The sequence below is a fragment of the Pseudomonas sp. LjRoot71 genome (assembly GCF_964253255.1).
Lineage (GTDB): Bacteria > Pseudomonadota > Gammaproteobacteria > Pseudomonadales > Pseudomonadaceae > Aquipseudomonas.
This window is the reverse complement of sequence record NZ_CAXURA020000001.1, coordinates 1,585,094-1,603,300: the sequence shown is the minus strand read 5'-3', so window position 1 is coordinate 1,603,300 and position 18,207 is coordinate 1,585,094. Positions and strand designations below refer to the sequence as shown.

Annotated in this window: 12 protein-coding genes; 4 read left to right on the top strand and 8 right to left on the bottom strand. The window is 49.1% G+C overall.

Features of this window, described 5'->3' with window-relative positions; genetic code table 11:
* The first annotated feature begins 247 nt into the window (after window positions 1-247).
* The 3 genes from ACSQ17_RS07685 (at window position 248) to ACSQ17_RS07675 (ending at window position 3,729) form a co-directional block, all read left to right on the top strand.
* Window positions 248-2,413: an AAA family ATPase gene (locus ACSQ17_RS07685; protein ID WP_436068172.1), complete on the top strand. Its 2,166-nt coding sequence runs from the start codon at window positions 248-250 to the stop codon at window positions 2,411-2,413.
* Between the two features lie 159 nt (window positions 2,414-2,572).
* Entirely contained in the window at window positions 2,573-2,773 is a 201-nt protein-coding gene (locus ACSQ17_RS07680) for a KTSC domain-containing protein (RefSeq protein WP_436068171.1), read from the top strand.
* Window positions 2,774-3,021: 248 nt separating this feature from the next.
* Window positions 3,022-3,729, top strand: coding sequence for an abortive infection family protein (locus ACSQ17_RS07675; RefSeq protein WP_436068170.1), 708 nt, complete (start codon window positions 3,022-3,024; stop codon window positions 3,727-3,729).
* 393 nt (window positions 3,730-4,122) lie between these two features.
* Here the strand turns inward: ACSQ17_RS07675 and ACSQ17_RS07670 are convergent, their stop codons facing one another.
* Window positions 4,123-4,521, bottom strand: coding sequence for a DUF6957 family protein (locus tag ACSQ17_RS07670; protein WP_436068169.1), 399 nt, complete (start codon window positions 4,519-4,521; stop codon window positions 4,123-4,125).
* Window positions 4,521-4,958 (bottom strand): hypothetical protein, encoded by a 438-nt coding sequence (locus tag ACSQ17_RS07665; RefSeq protein ID WP_436068168.1) that lies wholly within the window; start codon window positions 4,956-4,958, stop codon window positions 4,521-4,523. The genes ACSQ17_RS07670 and ACSQ17_RS07665 overlap by 1 nt, the downstream gene beginning before the upstream one ends.
* 252 nt (window positions 4,959-5,210) lie before the next feature.
* Here ACSQ17_RS07665 and ACSQ17_RS07660 point away from each other — a divergent pair, with 252 nt between their 5' ends.
* A complete protein-coding gene (locus tag ACSQ17_RS07660) occupies window positions 5,211-5,675 on the top strand; it encodes a helix-turn-helix domain-containing protein (RefSeq protein WP_436068167.1) in 465 nt (154 codons plus the stop codon).
* 122 nt (window positions 5,676-5,797) lie between these two features.
* On the opposite strand, the gene ACSQ17_RS07655 is transcribed toward ACSQ17_RS07660, so the two are convergent.
* From ACSQ17_RS07655 to ACSQ17_RS07630, 6 genes are all read right to left on the bottom strand, one after another.
* Entirely contained in the window at window positions 5,798-7,963 is a 2,166-nt protein-coding gene (locus tag ACSQ17_RS07655) for an AAA family ATPase (protein ID WP_436068166.1), read from the bottom strand.
* Window positions 7,960-8,433: a hypothetical protein gene (locus ACSQ17_RS07650; protein ID WP_436068165.1), complete on the bottom strand. Its 474-nt coding sequence runs from the start codon at window positions 8,431-8,433 to the stop codon at window positions 7,960-7,962. Before ACSQ17_RS07650 ends, ACSQ17_RS07655 begins: the two co-directional genes overlap by 4 nt.
* Window positions 8,423-9,088, bottom strand: coding sequence for a hypothetical protein (locus tag ACSQ17_RS07645; protein WP_436068164.1), 666 nt, complete (start codon window positions 9,086-9,088; stop codon window positions 8,423-8,425). Before ACSQ17_RS07645 ends, ACSQ17_RS07650 begins: the two co-directional genes overlap by 11 nt.
* Entirely contained in the window at window positions 9,085-12,327 is a 3,243-nt protein-coding gene (locus ACSQ17_RS07640; RefSeq protein ID WP_436068163.1) for a hypothetical protein, read from the bottom strand. Before ACSQ17_RS07640 ends, ACSQ17_RS07645 begins: the two co-directional genes overlap by 4 nt.
* Window positions 12,324-13,736 (bottom strand): tyrosine-type recombinase/integrase, encoded by a 1,413-nt coding sequence (locus ACSQ17_RS07635; RefSeq protein ID WP_436068162.1) that lies wholly within the window; start codon window positions 13,734-13,736, stop codon window positions 12,324-12,326. The genes ACSQ17_RS07640 and ACSQ17_RS07635 overlap by 4 nt, the downstream gene beginning before the upstream one ends.
* 711 nt (window positions 13,737-14,447) lie before the next feature.
* Window positions 14,448-18,182: a bifunctional diguanylate cyclase/phosphodiesterase gene (locus tag ACSQ17_RS07630; protein ID WP_436068161.1), complete on the bottom strand. Its 3,735-nt coding sequence runs from the start codon at window positions 18,180-18,182 to the stop codon at window positions 14,448-14,450.
* Window positions 18,183-18,207: the final 25 nt, after the last annotated feature.

The following is an 18,207-nucleotide window of genomic DNA, read 5'->3' as shown; positions in this document are numbered from 1 at the left end:
TTGCCAGGTGCCTCACTGCGCGCAGTTACACATTCGACAGTCGCCAGCTTCTTCTAGACTGGCCCTCGAAGGATGCGCATTCCCTCCCTAGCGCGCAAACGGCCAAAAGCAGCTATACGTTGGTATAACCGTAGCGTGGGAAAGAAGAAAAATAACACTAAACCTCGTTGGTTATTGGTGATAGCGTTGAACTTTAACGGCTCTGTGCACCGCAAGCCAGGGATTAAGGAAAGAAGGCTGCTATACAATGAAAGAAGTATGTATCGATCTAAAAAATTGCTATGGGATTAAGTCCTTATATTATAAGTTTGACTTTGGCGCGCCAGCTGAGCACAAGAAATCTTTTGCAATTTACGCCCCAAATGGGCTGATGAAAACATCATTCACTAAGACCTTTGAAAAATTGGCCGCAGGTGAAACTCCAAAGGAAGAGCGATTCAATAAAGTTGCCACAGCCGTGGTGCACATAGATAACATCGCTATCACGCCAGAGTGCATTCATGTACTAAAGTCAGAAATCGATTTGTCTCAAGAAAGTCCAGAGATTTCGAATATCCTAGTTAATCCCGAAAAAAAGACGAGATACGACTCGTTAATTATAAATATCGAGAAGCAAAAGGTAAAAGCCATTAGCTCGTTACAGAAGCTGTCAGGCGTGCCTAAAAAGGATATTGAAGAGAAAATACTGAGTGACATTGGAGAGAGTACATTTTTCGCATGTATATCCAAACTCTCAGAAGAACCGTTAGCCATATCTTCCACGCCCCCCTACAACTATGCGACGATATTTGACGGCAAGGTCACAGAGTTACTAAGAAGCGAAGCTTTCCTAAGCAGCGCCAGAGAGTTTAGCGAAAGATATCAGGAGATTTTTACGCAAGAAGGAACTATCTTCAAGAAGGATATATTCAATCCAATAAAAGCTGAGCGCTCATTTACAACCCTTAAAAGCCAAGGGTACTTTGAAGGCGGTCATCTCTTATTCCTAAGTGGAGACTCCTCCCCCGTTGGGGTTGATGAGTTAGAAGAGAGAGTTAAAGTTCTACTAGCAAGGATTGAAGATGACCAGCATCTAAAATCCATCAAGGACGATATTGCCAACAACGCTCAGACACAAGCGATAGCAAGGTTATTTGAGAACCTCCCAATGAGCGATATAGACTCGCTGTTAGAGGGTTTGAAGCCTGAAAACCAAGGGGTATTTAAAGTAATATTATGGAGGTTTTACCTAGAGAATAGCCCAGAGACTGCGACCTATCTGAGTTTGTATTCAGCCGCAAAAGAAGAAATCGACTCCATAGAACAGGAGGCGGCTAGCTTAGCGCCAGAGTGGAGCGCGGCAGTTAGCCTGTTCAATGACCGCTTCACTGACATGCCCTTCCGGCTCACAGTAGAAAATCATGCTCAAGCCGCCCTTGGGAAAGAACGAGCAAAATTAGCATATGTGTTCACGGATGAAGACGGAAAGGAAGTTAAGCTAGGTCGAAACGAGCTTAAAACACTTAGCCAGGGCGAGAAGAGAGCTCTTTATCTTCTGAATTTTATCTTTGAAGTTGAAGCAAAATCAAAGCTAAATCACGAAACAATTTTTATAATAGACGACATTGCTGACTCATTTGATTACAAGAACAAACATGCAATCATTCAATACCTTGAGGATATGGAAGAAAAAAACAATGTCTATCAAATAATACTAACCCATAATTACGACTTCTTCAGAAGTCTCACGAGGTTTGTGCATCGTAAAAGATGCCTCATGGCAAACAAGCATCCCGACAAGATCGAACTAGAAACCGCAGAAGGCGTTCAGAACTACTTTATCGGCATCATCAAAAGAAAATTCCATACAAATTTACGCGCAATGTGCGCTGCCATTCCATTTACTAGAAACATCATTGAGTACACGAAGGGCGACGCACACCCTGACTACCTCAAGCTAACAAGCTTGCTCCATCAAAAAAATGATACAGACATAATAACTCATCAAGATTTTGTCGAAATATATAACTCAACATTTGGTTACCAGCATCCTGGAACAGAAAGGCCTGTTAAAGAGATAATTTTTGAACAGGCTGAAGCTATCGCTGTCAGCCCCTTGCAGACAGGATTAAATCTTGAGGACAAGGTTGTAATGTCGATAGCAATTCGACTTAAAGCTGAAGCCTATATGTTGGCGCGAATTAGAGTGGCTTTAGGAGACCAAAATTACTGGTGCGCCGATCATAGCCAATTTGGCAGATTGCTCGGGCAATATATCAACCACTACTCAAACTGTCCGACCATACAAACGCTGCGAAAAGTTAGCGTGACAGTCAGTTCAAATATACATTTGAACTCATTTATGTATGAGCCAATATTGGATTTGTCTACAGGGCATCTATCGGAACTGTACCGCGACGTAAAATCACTATAATCCATGGGGCGGGTGGTGGAGTTCATTATAATCCTAGCCGCTTGCTCATTGTCGGCTATTGTCGTTCGCGATAACCGCAGATTAGGTGGGTTGGAAAAAGAAAGAGGTCGACGATTGTCAGTCTCACAAGATATGGAATTTCATGGAAGGGGGTAAGTCATGCAAATGATATCTGTTCGATCTTCAGCTATTACAGCTGTAGGCTACGACGCAGTCACTCGAAGAATGAAGATCACATTCAAGCAAGGTCGCACGTATGAATTTTGCGGTGTGCCTCCTGATGTACATCAGGGGTTGATGAATGCTGGATCCGTGGGAGCTTATTATGATCGGGTGATTCGCGACCGCTATCAGTGCTGATCGTCTGTTTCTTGCCGGTGGCGCTTTCACCATCATCAGAATTTTTCTTTGGTCATGGATAGGGTTCCGTTGACAGCATGGCTTATCGTGGAGAAATTCCTTGTGTCTGGCGGTGCGTATCTAGTTTTGTGCATTGACCCCATTAAAATTTGCTTCGGAATAGCTTGTTTGGAAATAAGATTCTGATTTTTCGGTTTTTCGGGCAGGGTTTGTGAGTTTTAGTTGGTGATCTATAAGAGGTAAGCGCGATGAGCATGGATGTATTGTTGCATGAGGTACTTCGCAAGATTCATTCGGGCATGATGTCCTTCAAGTCAGACAGTCCATCACTCGACGACATTAACAGATTCCAAAGTTTCGCCAAGGCAATCGTCCATGCTCAGAGTTTAGGTTATATTGAACAGATGATTCCCCATAAGGAGCACTATTCTGGCAACGGTCATTATGACCTAATACTGGTGAGAGGAGGGCTTACCCATGAAGGTGTACTCAAATTACAAGAGTTTTCGGGGCAACCAACACCAGTGGATGAAACCTTAGCCGACTTGTTTGAGAGGATTTCAAGCCATAGCATTCGCGAAAAGTGGGAAAAAGCACTTAATCGGCGGGTCACAGATCCAAGCGGCGCGATCACTGCGGCAAGAGCCCTCCTTGAAACGACGCTGAAGTGGATCATTGAACAGCGCGGCAGAATTCCGACTGATAATAATAAAGAGCTATTCAGTAAGGCAATTGATGCTCTAGGCTTAGTGGTAAAAGGAAAGCCTATCGAGAAAACCATTGAGGGTTTGAACTCAATCATCTGGGGTATAGGTGATATGAGGAACAAGCATGGTGATGCGCATGGTGCGGCATCGGATGCCATTTCTCCTACGAAAAGCGAGGCTGGCCTCTGCGTAAACCTGGCCGGCGCAGCGGCTTTGTATCTTTTGGAAGAATTTGAATCGGGTGCCTGATCCACGCTGAGAGGCCGAGGTTGACCAGCAAGGGACTTCAGTGCAATAGACTGCGGGGCAAGCGAAACTTGGCCTGCCCCGAGGAGTTGAACTGCATCAGCGAGTACCAACCGATTTTGCTGTCAAAAGTTGCGATGACGTAGAAACTACCGCTTGTGGTGTGTAGAACCCAAAAGCCTGCTTCGTGTTGGATATGTATTATATCTGACGTGCGGATTGTGGCTCCCTCTCTGAATGTTTTTCGAGTGCCTTGATGGCTGAATACGCAGCCAATTGCCGATCTTGCGTAGACATGTACATCTGTCAGGTATCCAGTGACTCGCCATGAAAACTGTGCGCTTTGTGCTTTAAGCAGGCGCAGCTTAGTGCGTCTCGATAGTTTGCTTATCGGCATCAAAAAATGCGTCCGAGAACTTCAAGAGAGGCTCGTTTTCTTATGCCGTCACCAACGAGGATGTAGATCGAGTTTAGCGTCTTGAAGAAGAATTCATCTTCTAATTGATGGAGATAACTTGTCCGGACAAAGTCACCCACATCCCATCGACGTCGACTATCGTAAATTACGGTATCGGCGTAGATCACGACTGGTTGCCGGTTGGTTCTAGTTAGCTCGTTGAGTTGAGCTGGGGTGACGTCGAGATCTATCCAGCACCAATCAGAAATAAGGCAGTACTCTGCATACGGGTAGCGTTCGCGGACGATTCTTACCGCATCATTTTTGCTCATTTGGAAGCCTGGCATCGGTAAGCCATCGCCATAAAGCAGATCTAGGACTTTATTAATCCCACGCATCATCGTTCACCTTTATGTCCACTTGGTAGTGAGTTTTTCTTATAGATAGAGGTATAAGTGCAATCTTCCGTTTGGTGAGGCAGCAAATCCAATGTGCCATCTATCTGAGTCGCCCCGAATTTAGTTACCAAACAATGGAAAGCCACAGCGCCATTAAATCTTGCCTCAACCAAATCTAAAACTTCGGCAGATGTAATTCCGCTACTAGTCGGCACAAGAATATGTATCGCTTTAATAAATAATCGATCAATTGATGATGAAATAGACTCTTTAATTTTATCTACATCATTAGTATCGATTGACCCGACAACCATTTGATTGTCAGTGCGAGCTATGGTCAGGCACATCCAAGGCAGATCGCCGCGCCTCGTGAGGCACCAATTCTTTGGTGATGAAGATGTAAACAAGACAGTCTCTGTCTGTGCTCTCTCGCTCATGCTGTTCATGCCTCGATTTAAATTTTCGCTATCCCGTGGAGCTGAAGCTCGCGGCTTACCGCTGCTCTGCTAGTGAGCGCTCTCGGGTCGGTTTGATCCATAAATCTGAACCGGCAGCCCTACGCCATGAAATTTCAAATGGCATTTATTGACGGGCTTCTGTGATACGATCAGTTCCATATCGTTATCGTAAGCGGTAACTATATGGTACGTCAAAGCTGCTCTGATGCTCAGTTTTGGGCTCAAAGAAAAATGCAGTACGAAAAGGTTTTGGGACGGGTGCTTCGAAATATTCGATTGCGGGCCGGTATCAGGCGCAGCGAATGCGTTGAAATTCTCACTATCTCGAATTTGAGTCAGGTCGAGAACGGCTTGGTTGCAATCAGGATCGACACCCTTGTTGGTCTTTGTGAGGTGTTGGGTGTGGCGTTGGCCGATGTACTTCTGGTTGTTGAAGCACGCATGTCTGACCTTAGGGTTGAAGAACAGCTTGCTGTGAGCAATGCGAGGGTTGGGGCGTTGCTGGCTGCTGGTAGGCTTGAGCCAGTTGATAAGGAATATGTAAGGCGAGGGGTCAAGGGGCAAAGGGCTGATAGCACTCGTGATGCCGTGATCCGCCTGCAAGGCGAAGGCGTGAGCAAGGAAGAAATTGCTCGCAAGCTGGGCGTGGGCCGTACAACGGTGTACCGGTATTGGGTAAAGGTGAGGACTGATTGAGCTATTCGGCTGCTTCTCTCCGGTTAGCTAGGCGCTGCTCTTTGGCTAATGGCCCACTGCCCAATATGCTTAGGCGCTGACGGAGATGGTCTTTGACTGGGCTTGTGGGATGCGTTGGCACTTTATAGCGCGAATCCTACACAAAGCATGTCACTGCGATTAGGGCGGGCCACACTCCGTTCACATATCTCTTGCGTGCTCAGTATTAAAACCAGGCGCTTAGCGCGAGTAAGCCCGGTGTAGAACATGCTGCGCTCGACGAAATCACTGTTGGTAAGAGAGCAGATGATTGACGTTTGGTATTCGCTTCCCTGGGATTTGTGAATGGATATCGCATAGGCAAGCTTCACCCCGAGCAAGAACAAATCTGCTCTTGAAAGAGTGTAGATCTCGCCATTGAAAGAGAAAACACCGCTAGATTGATCATCAGTGTTTACTAGGTCTGTCATGAGTCCGGTATTGCCGTTGAACAGGTTATGTTCGTAGCTGTTCTGTGTGATGATCACAGGGTCGCCAACTCGCAGCCAGTACTTTCCCATCCATATTCCTGGCGTTTCGAATGCGTTCTGGCGGTCTGCTTGAAGGCTGTTATTGATCAGATGAGCTGAGTCCGGCATACGCTCGGACATATGAGGGGTCAGGATCTGAGAGTCAGGGAGAAACCGTTTTATCTTCGTCAGCTCTCTCAGTAGATCGGACTTATTAGTGCAGGGAACCAGGTAGACGCCATCCTTTTCCATATTCCAGATGGGAAGCTCTGGCAGGGTTCCTATGCGAACCTTCATCGCTACTTGTTGCAGCAGGCTATCGGCAGTCGTCCGATGTACCTGGTTCAGCTGCGTGGAGGGAATCAGTGACGACTTTGCTAGGATGTGGAAGCAAATCCCAAACCCGACGGGGGATAATTGGCCGGAGTCTCCTACCAGAAGCAGTGAGAACGCATTGTTTCTGAAAGCCTTCAGTAGCTTCAGCATCAGCGCGACATCAACCATGCTAGCTTCATCTACTATCACGAGCGGATCCCCTCCAGTGGAAATCTTTGAGTGCTCGTCGTTCACTTGGGCCAAGAAACTATGAATCGTATATGCCTCCTGCCCAGTTGCCTCCCTTGCCCTTTCTTTGGCTTTTCCGCTCAACGCCAACACATAGACGGTACGGTATGACGAGGTGATATCGACAATGGCCTTGAGAACCGTTGTTTTTCCCGTGCCGGCAAATCCGGTGAGGGTGCTGACTCTGTTTGTTAAAGCCATTCCTATTGCCTGCTTCTGTTTTTCGGCGAGGCTATAGCCGTGAAGCTCGCTATGCAGTTTGCAGTAAGACTGAATGGCTTCAGCAACCTGGCTGTTAGATCTGTGCAATAGAGTGTGCGGAGTTGCAACCAGCTCTCTGAAGCGTTGCTCAACCTGGCTCTCGATGATAGCTGCGCCCAAAGGTTGCAAAAGAGTTGTCCCGTTCAGCTTTTTGACGCAAATGGCGCGCCGTTCTAGAGCGCAGGTTATGGCTTTCTCCGTAAGATCGTTCGTTTGAAGATAGGCCGAAATCCCAGATCTAACATCGTCTATGGGACAAGCTGTGTGCCCATGGTCGAGACGGCTGAGAAGAAAGTGCTCAACAATTCCAGATAGTCGCCTTGGATCGTCGCGTGCGATACCCAATCTTAAGGCCGCAGATTCGATGGTTCTCCAGAGGTTTTCGTGTAGGCCATGGAACGCTATGAGGCTGTAAGGGTTTTGCTGAAGGCGCTCGACAGTATTTGTCTTGCAAACCTTGATAATGCTTTTTGCCAGGTCTGGGGGGAAGTCATGCCGCATAAGGAATTCAACGGTTGCGACTTCGTTTTTCAGTGTGAGCCAAGCGTTTACAATACTCTTTGCTAGGTTAGGATTAATTACTTCTGCAAGATGGGTAACTTTTCCAGCGTTGAGTATCTGCACCAGATTTTCAGCTGAAAATTCCCTCAACAGTTTGCGGACTTTGGCTTTTCCGAAAGACAATCCTCTAAACGTCGGATGTTTTACGAGGAGGCGCTCCAGGTACGCGGCGACAGGGAGATTTACGATGTGGCATCTGTTCACCTGCACGAAGTTGGTGAACTGGTCATGACCGACAATGGAGCCTTCCAGTTGCCAGCATTCACCTGGCTGTGGGGCACGCGTGATCAGTTTGTAGTTGACTTTGCAAGTGTAGATACGATGTTCGCCGATTATCCGTCCGGAAAAAATGGCACCCCCGAAGCTGCCGAGTTTAACAGACGTGACTTGGATTACGCCTGACAGGACGCTCACAAAATGAATACTCTGCCTGAGTCCAGCATCAATTCTTGCTGGCTGGTTAGTTCGTTGACACTTCCTTGCAAAGTCCTGATCTCGACCGTCAATCTTTCAACTTGCTGACGAAGCAAATCGTTCTCTTTCGATTTCTGATCAAGCAGGTTTCGCAACAGGGAAGCTTCACGCCCTTTTGACTCTGCCAAGTCCAATAGAGCCGACTCTGGATCTTTTGCTGCAACGAACTCACTACCTACGCGCCGGATGTCAGCTTGGATAATCTTCTCAAGGGGTTCCTCGCGCTCAGTGAAAACCTTCTTGGCGTTCTCAGAGAACCATTGCCGGCGATTACCACACTCATCTGCAACCTTGCTGAAATTTACGTCACCAAATTGATTTACTGGGAATTTTCTCCCGGCTTGTTCCAATTGTAAGACGTAGGCCCTGTACCGCTCGAATGGAGAGCTCTTCTGGTTACTAGGCGCCATGGTTTTTCTCTTTATCTTTAAGCCAAAGGACAAAGGGTTCGATAAGCTCCTTTGGTGCAAGTCCTTCCAAAGGCTCAAGGTCGTTATATGCGCAACTTATTTTTGTAGCATCCGTATCAACCGTAAACATACCGTCGCTAGTGTCTAACACCAGTTTTAGTACACGACATGTTTTATCGAACTTTGTCATGAACTCTTGATCGCTATGTTTTGAATCAGGTAGTGGGGGGAGCGAGGCACCATGGCAGCGGAGGGCTGCTTGAAGAGCCTGAATCTCTTTTTTCAACCTTTCTAAATCTGTTTGTAGCCGGTCTGCTCGCTGTGTAGCTAGCCTCCCTACAAGCTTGTCTTTCTTAGATTCCATGTTTACATCGGAGTCCCAATTCTTGTAATAGATTGGCCCGATCAGCGTCCAGTATTGAGTGCTCTGTACAAGGGTTCTATAGCCAATTTTCTTTTCGTTTACAGGAAGTCCGTCGTTGTAAAGTTCGGCGCAGAATCTAGAGAAAGGCGTAACTCCACTAAATGTAGCTTTGCCAACAAAGGCTTTAAGCTTGGGTATCACCTCATCTTTTATTCGAGTTGTTCGGTAATCCTGATGGCGCTTCTGGGCGTCTGCAAAACGATTTTGCCCTTGTTTAGCACCCTTGCTCATTCTGAAGTTTCCTTGGTACTCGATATTAGTTTCAGAATTAAATCAGGATACTCAAGGGTCATGGGGTTTTTCATGGCATCGCTTAGGTCATGCAGTGAAAGCCCCAGGACTTCACAGGCTGATCGAATCAATCCCCTAAATTCGTCGATCAGGGTAAATCCAGAAGGAGCCTCTTGCAGCATTCGATTAAAGTCTCCAGTAAATGCGAGGAGCTTATTCCTGGCAAAGAGGATCTGCTGTTTTAACTGTGGTGTGAAAAATTCCGCATGAGACTTGGCTTCCGTAGTTCGTGCAATAAGATTGGATAATGTGTGGTCTTCCAATACTATTCGCTCCAAGTGCTCCGATACGATTTCAGGCTTTTCTACCAAGAAGCTAGAGCGTGTTTTGATCTCTTTATACATTTGCTCAAGACAGTGAGCGGTAATGCTCCATGATATGATCTCTGAAGCCAAAAATTTACGGCGGTTGGCTTTCTGAACTAGACTTTCTGTCGAAGCGCCATTTTTTTTGGCCTCGGCTATGTGGCTTTCAAGCTCGCAACACTCGTCAGTATATACGCGGATAAGACCATGAATTCTGGGCAAGTGGTCGACAGTTTTGATTGAGTAGTAGCAGCCACCGCAAGGCGTACTCAATCCTGGTATGGCACCCAGATCGTCGATAACATCCGGTGGGCATTGGTTACCAAATACGCAGATGTGAGTTGGCATGAAAGCCAGTGAATCAATCGGGCGCTGCCTTGCGGCCTTTATACCCGACCGTACATCATTCTTGGTTTCGCGGTCGAATGAGATAGCACCGAAGTCAATTAAAGATTTCTCCTTATCTCGACGAAATGCCTGCTGCAACTTGGAATTTATGTCTTCAGCCTTGATAGTAGACATTGCTGGGCGTTCAAGCAACCAACCCTGCTCTATGCTGATTTGTTGATACTCACCCATAATTTTTAGGTATGCGGGATCAAGTTTAGCGTAATATATGACATGCTCTACCGTTGCCTGGCCAGTGATGTACATGCCAATGATATGTGGGGGCAAGATCCTAATGAGCTCAGATACTACTGATACCCGGCAGGAGTGAGGGGTATGTTCAATAAATTCGCAAGCAACTTCGGTAAGCTTTAATGCGGTTAAATAGTCGCAAGGGTTGTCAATGGTTTCTAGTTTGCTAAGTGCTTCTGGCATCTTATTTGTAGTGGCAATACCTAGTTGAAAGCGGCAAAATAGATCAAAAGAGTAAATTAGCTTTTTAAAATAATTTGCGTATCCCCCTGCTCTCAGTACACCTGGCTCTCCTCCCTTGCGGAATATTGGAACTATCTTTCCGAATTCACTGCCCTCATGGTAGTCATACCAAACCTCTTCATCAAGATTAGGTTCGTTAAACCAAGGCAGCATATTTTTGTGGCGGTCTAAAACCTCAATAACGTTTTTAGAAACCTTGGCATCCCAAGGGTTATTAACTTTGTCTGTATTGATATGCAGATTGCATAGGGGAGGTAGCCTCTTCGAACGATCAATGCCTCTATCATAGGTGCGTTTATCAAGCCAGCGTATATGAATACTTCTGATTCCAGTTTCCAGCGCGATAACATTATGCCGGATATAGGTTAGCTGCGGATAAAAGACCCATTTTCCATTTCGCTCTACAGCATGCTCAATTATTGGCAGGGTAAATCTTGGGATTAGACGCAGTGCTTCGTACTTTACTGGGCTATTAGTCTTGGACTTGGGTTCTGCTGGGTCGAATAGTGGGTTTCGATAAAATACAATAGGAACATATCCAAACTTTTCAGTGCTTATGATTTTTTGAGCATCATTCCAGTTGTTAGGGTTTTTAACTGCCCTATATTTGTGGGAGAAAAGATCTATTTGCTCGTCATGAACTTTATCAGCTAGATAAGTACCGAATGATTCAATGGCGTAACAATATTGTAATAAGTGTGGAAAATGCCCTGATTCAAATGCGGCTTTGGTTGAGCTGGACGGTTTTTTGACAATTGGATAGTCGACTTCAGATATCGGATTGATGAATCCGGACAGGTTTTTGTCTGCGCTTGAATTTACATTCAAGTAATCAAAAAATGAATCAATTTTGTAGAGAATATTTTGGATAGACGAGTTCGATCTCCCTTTTCGCAGATAGCTTAGGAATCCCTCGTGTTGATCGCCTTCTATATGTTTTCGATTGAACTGCTTTGGATAAGGTGGTGTTATGCCTATGGCAGGAAGTTCGCCGAACAAATATGTATTGAGATTTGTGAGGCTTTTAGCGTACGTATTGTATGTCTTGATGCCGCGAGATTTTTGTAGCTGAACAAATTTATCTTGGTATCCTAGCCAACATTTAACAATTTCTTTGTGCTTATCAGAGAGCGCGAATTCTCCAGATAGTAGAGCTTTCTTAGTTGCCCTTTGGTGATTCCTAATTGGTGTGCTTGTTGCATCCTGCTGGCACCTTTGTGGGTAGAGCAATTGGATGTATTGCCAAAATGCAACTGGGGCTATTGGGTATTTAAACCAGTTCACGTCGCCGTTGCGCGTTCGATTAAGGTGCTCTGCGATGGCTGAGATATCGTGTGGATTAATGTCTTCGATTTTATGCCAGTCAGAGCATCTGATCATGCGCCATGCATACCAGTCAAAGTTCCTGAGCGCACTGGGTTTCATTACCGAGGTAATGTCCGGGATATCCTTATGTGTGGCGTTGGATAAAAAAGGTGCTCTAACAAGTGCCAGAACTTCTGTATAATATGGTGCTGCAAACTCATAATTGTTCGAGTTTTTTTCCTTTAGGTCGCCAACTACTGGTCTAATCATGTCAACTGGAAGAAGAACTGCTTTCTCCTGCCAAAGAAAATGAAGAATCAACAAGCAGTCTCTGGTCAGTCGTTCTAGAGACGATTTATTGAGCCAGTCATGAGCACTCTTCACGACTACCTGTTTGGCAATGCTGGCTTCAGGCGTTTTTTTTGTGCACTTATGAGCGTTTTTTACCCACGTCTCGTTATATTGGGGCGCATTAGTAGGGCTTATGTGATCCTCGAATAATCTTACTATTGAGGCGTTATAAAATTCATTGCGAGTTGAGCTTGTGACTTTGCTTGGGGGTATGCTATTTAGTTGGTATAGCTCTTTGCATACACAGCTTTTAGCTTTGCTTATCGCGATTTTTATTGAATTCTCTAGAGCCGCTCCAGACTGGATGATGACTATATCTTTTGTGATATTAATCATGCTTGAGTACCATTAATTCTTCTGGCTTCTTGCCTCAATATCTCAAGCTGTCTTGTGTGGTAATTTTCGCGGATTGTATTAAATGAATCTTCGCCGCGCTGTGTTACGTACTGGTTCGCATGTTGTATGTAAGCATCGATCATGTCGGTATCGTGCTTTGCATATTTCATTGTCGAAGTAACGTTTGAGTGACCCATTAGAATTTTGACATAGGTGATAGGTAGGCCAGGGATGCTTTGTCCTGGTACGGGCATGTAATTCAGTGTGTAAGTTCCGTACATGTGCCTAAGCGAGTGTGGACTTATTCCACTTAATTCCAGTAATCCTGCTTTTTTGGCGTACTGTTTGAAAGTTTTGTCTCGACTGCTTCTGTCACTAGCGAAGAAGGGTCTGCCGTTATAGTCCTGAAAGACAAAGTCATGAGTAACGCTAGAGTTATATTCAAGGGTTAAATATTTCTCAAGACTTTCCCAGAATATGCTTGCGAATGGTTCAATCATGAAAGTCAGTTCAGTTTCCCGGCCTTTCCATGAAAGAAGCTTGTACTCGGCTTCAGTAATTCCGGTTGTCTTACGGGCAAAGGGGTCGCGAAGGAATACTTCAAATTTATCGCTATTAATGTCAGTTATTCTGATCTGAAGAGCTTCACTTGTGCGGGCGCCAGTTGCTGCAAGCAAGGCGTAGAATGTCATGTCTCTGTAAAAGGTTTTCGATTTGGGAGGCTTTGCCTGCCTGATTAAATCGACTGACAGTTCTATAGGGTAAGCAGTGGTCTTGTATGCTTGTTTATCATTTTTCCTGTCCCTACGTTTTGCCTGAGGAAACAGTTTGTCTTTCCTGCGCTTTGGTAGGACAGAGCTGAGCGCGTTGCGCATAACGGCGGCCAGCCAGGAATTTGCCATTTGCGCTGAAATCTCGAACTGACTTCGATATTCGCTGCGATTTAGATAAAACGGACTGAATAAGTGGTCAAGAATGCCGTTGTCTTTCTTTTCCAGGACTTGGAGAAACCACCGAATAGATACCTCTATGGTCTGGGAAAGTGAGTTATGGCTCGTGAGTGTCTCTTTTCCGAGACTTTCGGCCAGTTTGTGGGCGATAGGGTTTGTTGCGTTTTTACCGAACAGCAGGTAAGCCTGATAGCTGTAGATGATGGTCTCAATGGTTACTTCGACATCTGGTGGAAACTGGGTTTTTGAGGCCTCGTACACGTAATCGATGAATCGGCCAACATGCTCGGCGTATAGCTTCGCCGTGTTATAGGCGTAACCTCTTCGGGCTAGCCAGATTGTGTAGTGGGTAAATGGCCTGAACTCCCGATCCTTATCGGCTATGCATGGGTCAAGGTGGAGCAGGAGGTAGTGCGCTTCACTTGTGTGCGGTGCTTCGACCAGGATGAAATTTTTCATAAGCACCACTTCCAAATACCACACCTTTTTTCAGGATAGATGCGGCGCTTGAGGTGTCAAAAAAAATCAGGAAAATATTCTTGGCCAGGCCATTCCGGTGAGTTGGGGCAGGTAGCTGATGAGCTTGGCGTCACTGTTATGACTGAAAATAGTTCGTGGGCCCTCTGGTGGTCACATTGCGGCTAATCTCGGTCAAATAGCGCTTGCCCAGGGGGGGAAATGAAAAAGCCAGACCTGGTGGTCTGGCTTTAGGATTGGTGGGCCTCCCCGGAGTCGAACCGGGCACCAACGGATTATGCTTACCACTTCAGTTTTCACTGCCCCTTTCGGGTTTGTGGTCTGGACTGTCTCTTACCTTTCGGCCCGCCCGTACAGTCTCTACACCTTCCTCGATTATTCGAGGCTTGGCTCGGGATTACCACGCTAATGCAGAGGCTTCCCCGAATTTGAGCGATTCTACCAAGGGGCAGAGTTAACTTACCCCAAGGCAACCCATTTGTTCAGCACCATGCCCCAGAGGATTTAGGTGCTGATCTGTTAAGTCCGCTGCTCTAACCAACATGAGCTAGAGGCCCAAAAACGTCATTGAAGCTATCAAATCTACGGTTCAAATACCACCCTTGGCTCCATACCACATAAGAACCGTGGACCAAAGGATTATGAGTCCTCTGCTCTAACCAACTGAGCTATGGGCCCTCAGAGGCGGGCGGATTATACCGGTGCCTTCTCGGCAGCGCCAACCGAATGGCGCGGGGTGAGGAAGTTTTGTGCGAAGGCGTCCGCATGGATCGCTCGGCTGATGACGAAGCCTTGGATCTGTTCGCAGCCTTCGGCGGCGAGGAACAATTCCTGGGCTTTGGTTTCCACGCCTTCAGCGATGACGGTCAGCTGCATGCTGCGGCCCAGGGCGATGATGGCGCGCACGATAGCGACGTCGTTGCTGTCATTGGGCAAGCCGCGGACGAAGGATTGGTCGATTTTCAGGGTGCCGACTGGCAGGCGTTTTAGGTAGCTGAGGGAAGAGTAGCCGGTGCCGAAGTCGTCAATGGCCAACTGGATGCCGAGTTGTTTGAGCTGGTGCAGCAGGTTCAGGGCTTCTTCGGCCTGATTCATGATGAAGCTTTCGGTGATTTCCAGTTGCAACAACTCGGCCGGCAAGTGGTGTTCTTCCAGCAGGCTGGAGATGCGTAGCAGCAGGTGCGGTTGGCGCAGTTGTACGCCGGTGAGGTTGACCGACAGCGGGCCGAAGGGCGCGTGTTGCTGCTGCCACTGTTGCATCTGCCAGCAGGCCTGGCGCAGTACCCAGTCGCCGAGGGCGATGATCAAGCCAGTTTCTTCGGCCAGCGGGATAAAGCGATCTGGTGGAATTTCGCCGAATAGTGGGTGGTGCCAGCGCACCAGGGCTTCAGCGCCAATCAGGCGATTGCTGCTCAGGCAGCGTTTGGGTTGGTAGTAAAGCAGCAGTTGTTCCTGCTCGATTGCGCGGCGCAGTTCACGTTCCAGGGCCATGCGTTCGGTGGCTTGGAAAGTCAGATCGCGGGTGTAGAGCTCCACGCGGTTACGGCCTCGAGCCTTGGAGCGGTACATGGCGGCGTCGGCGTTCTTCACCAGAGTGGCGACATCCTGACCGTCTTCAGGGTAGCGACTGATGCCGATGCTGGCGCTGATAAACAGTTCCTGTTCGTCGAGCTGGAAGGGCTGGTTGAAGCAATCGAGCAGTTTCTGGGCGACCAGCTCGGCATCGCCTTTTTGCTGCAGGCCAGGCAGCAGGATAATGAATTCGTCACCGCCCAGGCGCGCTACTGTGTCGATGTCGCGCAGGTGGGCCTTGAGGCGTTCGGCGATGCTCTTGAGCAGTTGGTCGCCGACCGGATGGCCGAGGCTGTCATTGATGTGCTTGAAACGGTCGAGGTCGATAAACAGCACGGCGCCCATGCGCTGGTCGAGCAGGGCATCTTCGATAGCGGCGCGCAGACGGGATTCGAACAGGGTGCGGTTGGGCAGGCCGGTGAGCGGGTCGTGGTGCGCCTGGTGATCCAGGCGCGCCTGGGCGTGCTTGAGTGAGCTGATGTCAGCGAAGACCCCGACAAAGTGAGTGATGTGTTCGCTGCTGTCACGCACCGCGCTGATGGTCAGCCATTCGGGGTACAGCTCGCCATTCTTGCGTTTGTTCCAGATCTCGCCTTGCCAGTGGCCCGAGGCGCTGAGGTTATGCCACATGGCGGCGTAGAAAGCGCTGTCGTGGTTGCCGGAGGCCAGCAGGCGCGGTGATTGACCGAGGGCTTCGGCTTCGCTGTAGCCAGTGATGGTGGTGAAGGCGCGGTTGACTGCGGTGATGCGCTGTTGCAGGTCGGTGATCATCACGCCTTCGGCGGTGCTTTCGAAGACGGTGGCCGCTTGTTGCAGATTTTCCTGCATTTGCTCGCGTTCGGTGACGTCGCGGGCGATGGTCAGCATGCAGGTTTCGCCTTCGATGGGGATCGGCTGCACCGACATTTCGCAGGTGCGCATGTTGCCGTTTCGGGTGCGGATCAGGGCGCGGAAGTCCTTCACGTAGCCGTGCTGTTGCACCTGGGCAATCATCTGCGTGCGGTCATCCGGGTTGGCCCAGATGCCCAGTTGCAGGGTTGAGCTGTCGGTGGCTTCATCCATGCTGTAGCCGGTGATGCGGCTGAATCCTTCGTTGACGTCGAGCAACCGGCCATCGCTGAGGCGGGTGATCAGCAGTCCGTCAGGGGAGGCATGGAAGGCTTTGGCGAATTTGTCTTCGGAAAGTTGCAGGCGTCGCTGGGTGTCCTTCAGTTCGCTGATGTCGCGGGCGGCGACGACCAGGGTGCTGTTGTTATCCAGGGTGACTTTCTGCGCCGAGATCAGTGCCGTGAACTGGCTGCCATCGCGGCGGCGGAAGGTGCCTTCGATATTGTGCGAGTTGCCCACAAGCAGCCGTTGCAGAATACGCGGGCCGCTGCCTTGCTCGATCCACAGGTCCAGCTCCGACGTGGTGCGGCCGATGGCTTCGTTGGCACTGATGCCGAATTGCTGCTCGAAGGTGCTGTTGATGGCCAGCAGGCGACCATCCTGAGCACTGAGCAGGGCGATGATATCCGGGCAGTTGTGGAACACCGAAGCGAACTTCTGCTCGGACAGGGCCAAGGCTTGCTCGGTGCGTTTGGTTTCGGTGATGTCGATCAGCAGGCCACGCAGCATCTGCCTGCCGTTTGCAGGCGACAGGGTGATGATGTCGCGCACCCAGACTTCACGGCCATCTGCGGCCAGCATGCGGTAGTCCATGCTGTGATCACGGCCAGCCTCGGTTTCACTGCGGCAATAGTCGAGGGTGCGACTGGCGTCATCGGGGTGTAGGACGCGCTCGATAAATCCCGGCTGCAGCCAGTCCTGTGCGGGGTAACCAAGCAGTTTTTCCGCCTGGGGGGCGACGTAGGTGAAACGGTAGTCGTGCAAGTCCATCTGCCAGGCAACAGCGTTTAGGCTTTCCACCAGCCCCCTATAGTGTTGTTCGCTGTTGCGCAGCTCATCTTCCAGTGTGGCGCGACGATTCATTTCGCTGCGCAAGCGATGATTGATGCGCAGGATGCTGAAGATGATCAGCAGGGCTGCCAGCAGCCCGGGCAGGCCGAACAGCAGCAGGCTGCGCCAGAAGGGCCGCTGATCAATAGGGTCACCCATCCAGCGCTGTTCGATCTCGGCAATTTCGGTGGACGTAAGCTCGCCGAGCAGTTTGTCGATGATCCCGGCCAGGGTGCTCTGATCCTTGGGTACGGCCATGGCCAGTTGGTAACGGTAAGGGGTTTGTCCGCTGATAACGATGCCGTCGAGCTTGAGTTGGCGCAGGTGCCAGACGCTGGAGGCCAGATCGCCCACCATGGCATCGGCCTGGCCGGCGGCCAGGGCCTGTAACGCTGCGGCGACGTTCGGCCGAGGCCAGAGGCGCAGCTCGGGGTGTTTTTCACGCAGCAGTTCGTGGGTGGCATAGCTGTCAACCACCGCCACCCGTAATCCTTGCAGCTCACGTAGTTTGCGCGGTTGCGGGCCTTGCTCCTGGGTCAGGATGACAATCGGGAAGTCCAGGTAGGGGCGGGTGAAGGTCAGGTACTGGCGGCGCTCCGGTGTGGCCATCAGGCTGGGTAGCAGCTGTATCTTGCCGGTTCGAGCATCAGCCAGTACTTCACTCCAGTTGCGTGCGGGTGCGGGGCGTAGCTTGATCGGCAGGCGTTGTTCGAGCAGTTCGACGTAATCGGCAGCCAGGCCTTGGTAGCGTTCGTTGTCATCGATGAATTCATAAGGCGGCCAGTTGTGATCGACCCCGAGGCTGAGTTCAGGGTGTGCTGCCAGCCACGCCTGCTCCTCGGCGGTCAGTTCCAGGCTGACTGCGGGCAGGGACCAGCAAGCCAGACACAACAGGAGAGTGGCCGAAACGCGCGACATGGGCGGGCTCGTTCTTATGGGCAAT